This is a genomic window from Methylobacterium sp. WL18, from assembly GCF_008040015.1.
GTDB classification, from domain to species: Bacteria; Pseudomonadota; Alphaproteobacteria; order Rhizobiales; family Beijerinckiaceae; genus Methylobacterium; species Methylobacterium mesophilicum.
The window spans coordinates 1-8,854 of record NZ_VRVD01000152.1 but is presented as its reverse complement, the minus strand read 5'-3'; the positions used below and the strand labels follow the sequence as shown (position 1 = coordinate 8,854).

The window sequence follows — 8,854 nt, the reverse complement described above, 5'->3', positions numbered from 1 at the left end:
GGAGGGGCCAGCGCCAGGCCCGGCCGCCGGACGCCTGCTCCAGGCCGGCAACGAGGGCCTCGACCGCGCTGGCGCGCTCGGGGCCGTCGATCACCAGGGGCGCCGTGGCCGTCACCAGCGGCGACAAGAACGGCCGTGCGACCCGGCCACCGAGGCCGGTCAAGTCGCGCCGGAGCGCGAACGGCAGGAGCGCGGCCAGGCGATCCCCGCGGTGGACCGTGACGAAGCTCACAGCCTCGGGGAGCATCCCGGTGGCTTGGTGTGCGGCGACCGAGTGGTGCGCGTAATGGGGGTGGGGCGTGGCGCTCGCGGTGAACAAGGCGTCCCACGCCTCCGGATCCGGGGCCGGACCGACCGAGGCCGCCAGGCCGGGAGGACTTCCGAACGCGGCGGCGGCGTGGACGATCATCGCGTCGCTCCTGCGGACCAGATCGGAGTCGGCAGCCCGTGCAGGCGTCCCGCGGCGCCGGCCAGCAGCATGGCGCGGGTGATCGTCGCCAGCGCCACCGCGAACGCGGCACCCAGGGTTCCGAACGGTGGAATCAGGACCAGGCACAGGAGCGCGGCGGCGATCAGCATGGCGGCGGTGATGCCGGCACAGAGGCGCTCCCCGCCCAGCATGGTCAGCAGGTCCTCGCCGGGGCCGAACAGGCTGGCGGCGACGCTGCCGGCCACCAGCACGGCCAGGATCGGAACGCTGGAGCCGAGGCCGGGGCCGAACATCGCCAGCAGCAGGGGGCTTGCGACCACGATCCCGCCGCCGACCAGCAGGGTGGCGGCGGCGGTCAGCCGGCCCTGCCGGCGGACGAGGTCGGCGAGCAGCGGGCGGTCGGCCTGGGCCTGGGCGGCGCTGTAGCGCTGAAGCGTCGCCGCGCTGGCGGCGAAGTGCACGAACACCACGAATTGCTGGATCCGGGTCGCGGCGAAATACAGGCCGAGCTCGGCCGGGCTCACCAGGGCGCCGAGCACGATCACGTCCACGAAGGTGAAGCCGGCATTGGCCAGGTCGATCCCGGCGATCGGCAGGCTCGTGCCGAGCCAGGTCCGCCAATGATAGCGATGCGGCCCGGCCGGCAGGCCCGCCCGCAGGCGCGCCACGAGCAGGGCGGCCTGGAGCGCCGTGGCGATCGCGGCCGCGACCAGCATGCAGGCCATCGCGACCTCGGCCCGGGGTGGGGCTCCGAGCAGGACGGCGCCGACCATGCAGGCCATCATCAGGCTCTGGCGCAGCAGGTAGGGCGGCGCGATGGCGAGACCGACCCAGTTCTGGCTGCGCGCCACCCCTTCGAGGTAATCCTGGAGAGCGAAGAGCGGCATCACGCACACAGCCACCGCGATCGGCGCCCGGTAGGCCGGAGCGAACAGGCCCGGCTCGAGCCACAGCAGCGACGCGCCGAGGGCGGCCACGCTGATGGCCGCCCCGCCGGTCACCAGGGCGCCGGCCCGGATGTATCCGCGAGCCAGGTCGAGGTCGCCCCGGGCCTGATCACAGGGAACGAACCGGCAGGCGCCCTGCGACAGGCCCAGCGTCAGGGTATGGCCCAGCATCGCGGTCCAGACCCACACCGACGCGAACACCCCGTAGGCGTCCCAGCCCATCAGCCGGGCGGCGAGCACCTGCGCTGCGTACGCGAAGCCGGCCGCGCCGACCCGGATGGCGAAGACGGTAAGCGCGGCCCGCGCCGGGCCGCCTCGCAGGGCATGCAGGCGCCGGCCGGCGGAGGCGAGCAGGGAGCGGGCTGGGACGGCCGTGGCTGACACTACGCGCTCCGCGCCGGGCTCATTTCGCGCATCACCCTGAAGGCGGGGCCGGCCTTCGAAGCCGGATGATGCCCGTCGATCCCGTGAAGGCGGCGCCAGACACCAGGGATCCTCGGACGCGGGATCCTCGGATCCTGTATCCAGGACGCTGTTCCAGTCACCGCCGAAGAACGGTCTCGGGATGAGGGGTCTAGCCCGGGGCGCGTTGCGGCTCGGTTAAGGGCGCGGGGCCCGGCGCGGTCGTCGGTTCCGGGGCGGCCTCGGTCCGGGCGAGTGAGGTGGCGATGGTCAACGCCACGTGCTCGGCCATGCAGCGCAGGCCGAGATCGTTCAGCCGGAACTGCCGCCCGAGCATGTGGCTCTCGCCCTTCTCGGTTCGGCTCGACAAGTAGCGCAGGGCCTCGTACCGCCGGACCAGGGGCACCTGCTGCTCGTTCGCCACCGTCCGGACCGCGTCGACGATCCGGTTGTAGTCGACATCCGCCACCATGCTGGCGGTGTAGATCGGATCGACCAGCACCACGTCGATCCCGTGCGAGCGGATCCAGGCCACGGCTTCGCTCAGCGAGCTGGCGAACGCGTCGGCATCCACCCGGGCGATGGCGTCGTGGGTCCCGACCTGCCAGACGACGAGGTCGGGCTCCGCCTCGGCCACCATGGTGCGCAGGCGCTCGGACGCCCCGGAGGCGATCTCCCCGGGCAGCCCGCGGTGGTCGATGGTCACGTCGATCTTGGGCAGGGCCCGTTCCAGGGCGGCTTCGAGCTTGGCCGGATACGAGGCCGAGGCGCCCGGCGCGGAGCTGCCGCCGATCGCCAGGATCTTGAGGGCGCGGTTCTCGCTGAGCGCGGTCCGGACCGCGCCGAGCTTGGCCATGGTGTAGAGCTGAGCGCCCGGCACCCGGCATTCCAGCGACAGGCCGGGTTGATCGCCCGGACCCGGATCCGCCGGCTGCTCCGCCGCAACCGCCAGGATCGGCGCCGCGAGACCCAGGATCAGGCCGGCCAGCGCCCGGCGGATCCCGAAGGCGCGCCTGCGCCTCACGGCCGGGGCCGGGACGACTTGCTGCGGGTGCGCCATTCGACGAACCATGCGGTGAACCCCAGACCCACCAGGCCGCTTCCGGCGACCAGCATATCGACCAGCACGCCGCCGCCGGTCTGGAAACGCACGAGCTGCCCGAACAGGCTCAGGATCGAGCCCATCGAGAAGACCGCCAGCGAGTTCCGGCCCAGCTGACTGAGATAGCGCCCGACGACCCCGATTCGGGGAGCTATAAGTGCGTAAAGCGGAGCGAAGGCGAGCAATACCCCCAGGAAATGAAGAAGCCGCGCCGGTGTCAGGTAGGTCTTCTCGAACGTGAACAGCAGCCGCGGTTCGGGCACCATCAGGGGATCCGGCCGGATCTCGGTCACGGCCAGCACGACGCCGACGGTGACGATGGCGAAGCCGACCGGGACCAGGCGCCGCGACCAGCGCCGCAGGGTGTCCGAGCGCAGGCTCCAGCCCTGGAGCACGAAACCCAGCACCAGCAGGACCTGCCAGCAGAACGGATCGAAGAACCAATCCCCCTCCCCCGGCCAGGACGGGACGTTCCACTCGAACACGAGGCTGGCGAGGTAGATGCTCCCCGACAGCGCCAACGCCGCGATCAGGCTGACGCGGCCGACCAGCACGAAGATCGGTGCGATGCCGATCAGCAGCACGTAGAGCGGCAGGATGTTGAAGAAGCCGAGCTGGTAGGTCATCAGCGCCATGCCGCAGACCGACTGGATCGGGTCTGCGAAGAACCCGCCGGCATTGTGCCATTCCAGGATCAGCGGGTTGTCGAGCAGCAGCGCCGCGCCGGCGATGAGCGCCAGGGCGAGCAGCATCACGGTGAGCTGCGCCCGGTAGACCTCCACGGTGCGGGCGAGCAGCCGCACCACGCTCTTGCCCGCGGCCTCCGGCTTGCCGTCGCGCCCGCGCGTGGCGATGCCGATCGACCAACCCGCCAGGAACACGAACAGCTCGGCGGCATCCGAGATGCCGTATTGCGAGAAGGTGTAGCGCTCGAAGGCGTTGCCCGGGATGTGATTGATGAAAATCGTCACCAGGGCGAAGCCGCGCCAGAAGTCGATCGCGTTGGGGTCGCGCATCGTCGCGGCGGCTCCGGGGTTTCGGCACGGGATCGGGGGTCGGCGGCCCCTGATACGGCGCCGGACCGCCTCTGCAAAGGCGAACAAAGGGAGAGTTCACGGGGGCAGGCGAACCGGGCGGTCACGCTCGCGTTAGGTCCGGGCAAGGAGATCCCACTACGATGACCCGCACGATCACGATCCTCGGCCTCGCGGCCCTGCTGCCGGTGCTGGCCACCACGGCCGCATCGGCACAGGCTCAGACCGGCACCGGCGGGGGACCGACCTCGACGATCACGGCGCCGCACACCTCGTCGGTCGGCCAGACCATGCCACCCGCCTCCGGCGCCGGCGCCGCCACGGTCAACGACCGCCGCGACCGCACCCGGCAGCAGATCGAGGACGACAAGATCTCGCAGGGCATCTGCATCGGCTGCGCGCCGAAGTAGGCCTTTTCCGATCCGGACCGATCCGGGGCCATCGATTCGGCCCCGGATCTTTCACTCGGGCGTCACCGCAGCGCCAACTCGTCCTCGCTCTCGCGTGCGAGGCGAAGCAGGTTCTGGCCGTAATTGGTCTTGGCGAACATCTCGCCGCGGGCGATCAGCTGGTCGCGGGTGATGAAGTTCTGGAGGAAAGCGATCTCCTCCAGGCAGGCCACCTGCAGGCCCTGGCGGTTCTGCAGGGTGCGGACGAACTCGCTGGCCTCCAGCAGGCTGTCATGCGTCCCGGTGTCGAGCCAGGCATAGCCGCGCGACATCCGCTCGACATAGAGCTGTCCGCGCTCGAGATAGGCCTCGTTGACGCTGGTGATCTCCAGCTCGCCCCGGGCCGACGGCTTCACGGCGGCGGCAATGTCGAGCACCTGGTTGTCGTAGAAGTACAGGCCGGTCACCGCCCAGGTCGATTCCGGGTTCTGCGGCTTCTCGACGATCTTGGTCGGGCGCCCGCTCTTGTCGAGATTGACCACGCCGTAGGCCTGCGGGTTGTCGACGTGGTAGGCGAACACCGTCGCGCCGTCCTTGCGCGACCGCGCCTGGTTCAGCAACTCCCTCATGCCGGCGCCGAAAAACAGGTTGTCGCCCAGGATCAGCGCCACGTCGTCGGTGCCCACGAAGTCGCGCCCGATCACGAAGGCCTGGGCCAGGCCCTCCGGCCGCGGCTGCACCGCGTAGCTGAACTGCAGGCCGAACTGCTCGCCGGTGCCGAACAGGCGCTTGTAGTTGTCGAGGTGCTCCGGCGAGGAGATGATCAGGATCTCGCGGATGCCGGCGAGCATCAGCACCGAGATCGGATAGTAGATCATCGGCTTGTCGTAGACCGGCAGCAACTGCTTGTTGATCGACAGCGTGGCCGGGTGCAGGCGCGTGCCGGATCCGCCGGCCAGGACGATGCCCTTCATGGCTTGGAAGCTCCCTCTCGAACCGGCCCCACGAGCCGGTCGAGGATGTCGTCGAGCGCCGCCTGCCAGGGCCGCGGCGCGAGGCCGTAGGCCGCCGTCAGGCTGTCGGTGGACAGGCGCGAATTGGCCGGCCGCCGGGCCGGTGTCGGATAGGCGGAGGTCGGGATGCCGGTGACCGGGATCGACCGGCCCCCGCGCCGGGCGGACCCGGCTACGATCGCCTCGGCGAAGCCGTGCCAGGTGGTGGCGCCGGCATTCACATAATGGAACGTGCCGGTGGGCGCGTCCGCATCCTCGGCCAAACGCTGCGCAATGGTCGCCAGGGCGGCGGCGAGGTCGGCCCCGGAGGTCGGGCAGCCATGCTGGTCGTCGACGACCGTGAGGGCGTCGCGCTCGCCGGCGAGCCGCAACATCGTCTTGACGAAGTTGCCCCGGTGCGGGCTCACCACCCAGGCGGTGCGCACGATCGCGTGGCGCGGGTTGGCAGTGCGCACGGCGAGTTCGCCCGCGGCCTTGCTGGCGCCGTAGACGCTCTGCGGGTCGATCGCCTCGTCTGGGGCATAGGCGCGGTCGGGCTTGGTGCCGGCGAAGACGTAGTCGGTCGAGACGTGAACGAGCGGGATTTTCTTCTGGGCCGTCGCGGCGGCCAGGATCGCCGGGGCGAGCGCGTTCAGGCGCCAGGCCTCGACGACGTCGGACTCGGCCTTGTCGACGGCCGTATAGGCGGCGGTGTTGATCACCGCCCGGTAGGCGCGCGCGTCCAGGGTCCGGGCGACGGCGCCCGGGTCGGTGATGTCGAGCTCGGCGCGGCTCGGCGCGTGCACCAAAACTCCGACCGGCCAGGCCAGGGCCTGCAGCTCGGTGCCGACCTGGCCGGCGCCGCCGAGGACCAGGAAGTCCATCAGCGGGTCAGCCCGAGGCGCTCGCCCGTGTAGCGGCCCTCGCGGATCGGGCGCCACCAGCTCTCGTTGTCGAGGTACCAGGCCACGGTCACTTCGAGCGCCTGCTCGAAGGTCTTTTGAGGCTTCCAGCCGAGCTCGGTCTCGGCCTTGGTGCAGTCGATGGCGTAGCGCCGGTCATGGCCCGGCCGGTCGGTGACGAAGCTGATCAGCTGCTCGTGGGGCCCGTTCGCCGGCCGCAGCCGGTCGAAGGCCGCGCAGAGGGCCTTCACCACCGCGAGGTTGTTGCGCACTGCCCGCCCGCCGAGCAGGTAGGTGTTGCCGATCCGGCCACGCTCCAGCACGGCGACCAAACCCTTGGCGTGGTCCTCGACATGGATCCAGTCGCGCTCGTTCAGGCCGTCGCCGTAAACCGGCAGCTTCTTGCCCTCGAGGGCATTGAGGATCATCAGCGGGATCAATTTTTCCGGGAAGTGCCGCGGGCCGTAATTGTTCGAGCAGTTGGTCACCAGCACCGGCAGCCCGTAGGTCTCGTGCCAGGCGCGAGCCAGGTGATCGGACGCCGCCTTCGAGGCCGAGTAGGGCGAACGCGGGTCGTAGCGGCTGTCCTCGGTGAAGAACGCCTCCGGGGGCAGCGAGCCGTAGACCTCGTCGGTGGAGACGTGGAGGAACCGGAACGTCTTCTTCTCCGCCTCCGGCAGGGTCTCGAAATACCCGCGGGCCCCGTCCAGCATGGTCTGGGTGCCGATGACGTTGGTGCGCACGAACGCGCCCGGATCGGTGATCGAGCGGTCGACATGGCTCTCGGCGGCCAGATGCATCACCGCCTGCGGCTTGAAGTCGGCCATGGCGGCCTGCACGGCGGCGCGATCGCAGATGTCGGCCTCGACCAGCCGGTGGCGCGGGTTGTCGGCGAGCGGCGCGAGGGAGATCGGGTTGGCCGCGTAGGTCATCGCGTCGAGGGTGCAGACCTCGTGGCCGAGATCGTTGACGAGGTGCAGCACCAGCGCCGAGCCGATGAAGCCGCAGCCTCCGGTCACGAGAATGCGCATGGTGGGTCCCCTTCAAATCGTTCGCGTGCGGAAATGAACTGCCGGAAGCTAAAGACCGCCCGGCGTGACGGAAATACGGCCAGGCCGCACGGCGGCCGGAAACGCGGGATCAGAACACCCGGCCGAGATCGGCGAGCCGGGGCGCGCGGCGGTCCTTGTCGGACAGGATCGCGGCCTCGCCCGAGACCGGCCACGGGATCCCGATCTCGGGATCGTCCCAGGCCAGCGCCCGGTCGTGCTCCGGGCTGTAATAGGCGTCGACCTTGTAGGCGACCATGACGTCCGGGGTCAGGGTGCAGAAGCCGTGGGCGAAGCCGTGCGGGATGTAGAGCTGCTCGCCGCCCTCGGCGTCGAGCGTCACCGCCACGTACTTACCGAAGGTCGGCGATCCGCTGCGGATATCCACCGCCACGTCGAGGATCGTGCCCTGGAGCGCCCGGATCAGCTTGGCCTGGGCCTGCGGGGCGACCTGGAAGTGCAGGCCGCGGATCGTGCCCTGCGGCGCCGAGAACGACTGGTTGTCCTGCACGAACGGCGTGGTGATCCCGGCCCGGGCCATCGCGTCGGCTCGGAACGTCTCCGAGAACCACCCGCGCGCGTCGCCGAAGCGCTTCGGCTTGATGCGCTTCACGTCCGGGATTTCGGTCTCGACCACGTCCATGCCAGCGCGCCCCTCCCCGCGGATGCTGCCGGGCAGCCCCGCGGACCTCTCCGCCTCGGTCGTCCCGGGCATCGCGCCGGCCGCGCCGAGATCAACCTCGATGATCGCAGCGCGACTTCCGGTCATTCGCCGGCCGTGTCAAGGCGTGTCGGCTGCGGGGCCGCCGGTCGAGCGGCTGTCTCGGTGGTTGTTTTCGGGGGCGCAGTCTTGGCCGGAACGGGTTTCGCCAAAACAGTTCTGGCAAGAACGATTCGGCTTCGAGGATGATGCGGTCCAAGGAGAGCCGATGACGGGCTCGGTCGAGTCCCTGCTGCGCGACCACCTCGCCGACCCGGCCTGCGCCTGGAGCCTTGGCGCCTACGGGGCTGTGGCGGCCTTCTCCCGGGATCCGGCGGAGCCCGTCGCGTTCTGCGAGGGCGGCCGGATCGGGCTGGTGACGCCGCGGGGTGCGGTCGCCCTCGCCGCGACACCGGATCTGGTGCCGTTCGCCTACGAGACCGGCTTCACCGACGGCTGGAGCCAGGCGGTCGCCCTATGCTTGCCTGCCCAAGCCTGTGCCATGGGCTGCCGCGCCGTGCTGACCGAACTCGGGCCGGACGATGCCGCTTCACGGGCGCAAGATCGCGGGGCAATCCTGTTCGATCTCGGCCTCGGGCTCCGGGCGGTGGATGCCTGTGTGCGGGTGGCCGATCCCGGCCTGATCGACTGTCTGAGAGCCGCGTGCGGGCGACCGATCTTCGCGCCCGGCAATCCGGTCGGACCCATCCTGCTCGAGACAAGCCCGCATCGGGTGTTCCTGGCGCGCATCGGCCGGATCGAGGTCTACACGCCGATCCCGCCGGTCGGCGGCGCGAGCGCGCCGGGTCCGCATACGCACATCCTGCCCAAGCTCCTGCGGCTCGGCCGGACGCATGCGGCCACCGCTCCGATCCCGGCGGGCCTCGTGCCCTGCGCGGCGCTGCAC

The 8,854-nt window shown here is 70.6% G+C and carries 9 protein-coding genes and 1 pseudogene; 2 read left to right on the top strand and 8 right to left on the bottom strand.

Going from position 1 to position 8,854, the window contains the following annotated elements:
• The 4 genes and pseudogenes from FV228_RS13215 to FV228_RS13200 form a co-directional block, all read right to left on the bottom strand.
• Positions 1 to 409: pseudogene (locus FV228_RS13215) on the bottom strand (GNAT family N-acetyltransferase); the annotation flags it as partial.
• Positions 406 to 1,761, bottom strand: a complete 1,356-nt coding sequence (locus FV228_RS13210; RefSeq protein ID WP_147855043.1) for a lipopolysaccharide biosynthesis protein — start codon at positions 1,759 to 1,761, stop codon at positions 406 to 408. The gene FV228_RS13210 and the pseudogene FV228_RS13215, both read right to left, overlap by 4 nt.
• A gap of 190 nt (positions 1,762 to 1,951) precedes the next feature.
• Positions 1,952 to 2,839 (bottom strand): SGNH/GDSL hydrolase family protein, encoded by an 888-nt coding sequence (locus FV228_RS13205; RefSeq protein WP_147855042.1) that lies wholly within the window; start codon positions 2,837 to 2,839, stop codon positions 1,952 to 1,954.
• Positions 2,800 to 3,897 carry an OpgC domain-containing protein gene (locus FV228_RS13200; protein WP_147855041.1) on the bottom strand — a complete coding sequence of 366 codons (1,098 nt, stop codon included), beginning with the start codon at positions 3,895 to 3,897 and terminating at the stop codon, positions 2,800 to 2,802. Before FV228_RS13200 ends, FV228_RS13205 begins: the two co-directional genes overlap by 40 nt.
• A gap of 161 nt (positions 3,898 to 4,058) precedes the next feature.
• On the opposite strand from FV228_RS13200, the gene FV228_RS13195 reads away from it, so the two are divergent.
• Entirely contained in the window at positions 4,059 to 4,325 is a 267-nt protein-coding gene (locus FV228_RS13195) for a hypothetical protein (RefSeq protein ID WP_147855040.1), read from the top strand.
• 62 nt (positions 4,326 to 4,387) lie between these two features.
• On the opposite strand, the gene rfbA is transcribed toward FV228_RS13195, so the two are convergent.
• The 4 genes from rfbA to rfbC form a co-directional block, all read right to left on the bottom strand.
• On the bottom strand, positions 4,388 to 5,278 hold the full coding sequence (gene rfbA, locus FV228_RS13190; protein WP_147855039.1) for a glucose-1-phosphate thymidylyltransferase RfbA: 891 nt from the start codon (positions 5,276 to 5,278) through the stop codon (positions 4,388 to 4,390).
• A complete protein-coding gene (gene rfbD, locus FV228_RS13185; protein ID WP_147855038.1) occupies positions 5,275 to 6,180 on the bottom strand; it encodes a dTDP-4-dehydrorhamnose reductase in 906 nt (301 codons plus the stop codon). Before rfbD ends, rfbA begins: the two co-directional genes overlap by 4 nt.
• Positions 6,180 to 7,229, bottom strand: a complete 1,050-nt coding sequence (gene rfbB / locus FV228_RS13180; protein WP_147855037.1) for a dTDP-glucose 4,6-dehydratase — start codon at positions 7,227 to 7,229, stop codon at positions 6,180 to 6,182. The genes rfbD and rfbB overlap by 1 nt, the downstream gene beginning before the upstream one ends.
• Before the next feature lie 109 nt (positions 7,230 to 7,338).
• Complete coding sequence (gene rfbC, locus FV228_RS13175; RefSeq protein ID WP_147855044.1) at positions 7,339 to 7,890, bottom strand: dTDP-4-dehydrorhamnose 3,5-epimerase; 552 nt, start codon at positions 7,888 to 7,890, stop codon at positions 7,339 to 7,341.
• Positions 7,891 to 8,176: 286 nt separating this feature from the next.
• Here rfbC and FV228_RS13170 point away from each other — a divergent pair.
• The coding region (locus FV228_RS13170) for a hypothetical protein (RefSeq protein ID WP_147855036.1) at positions 8,177 to 8,854 on the top strand (678 nt) is incomplete at its 3' end.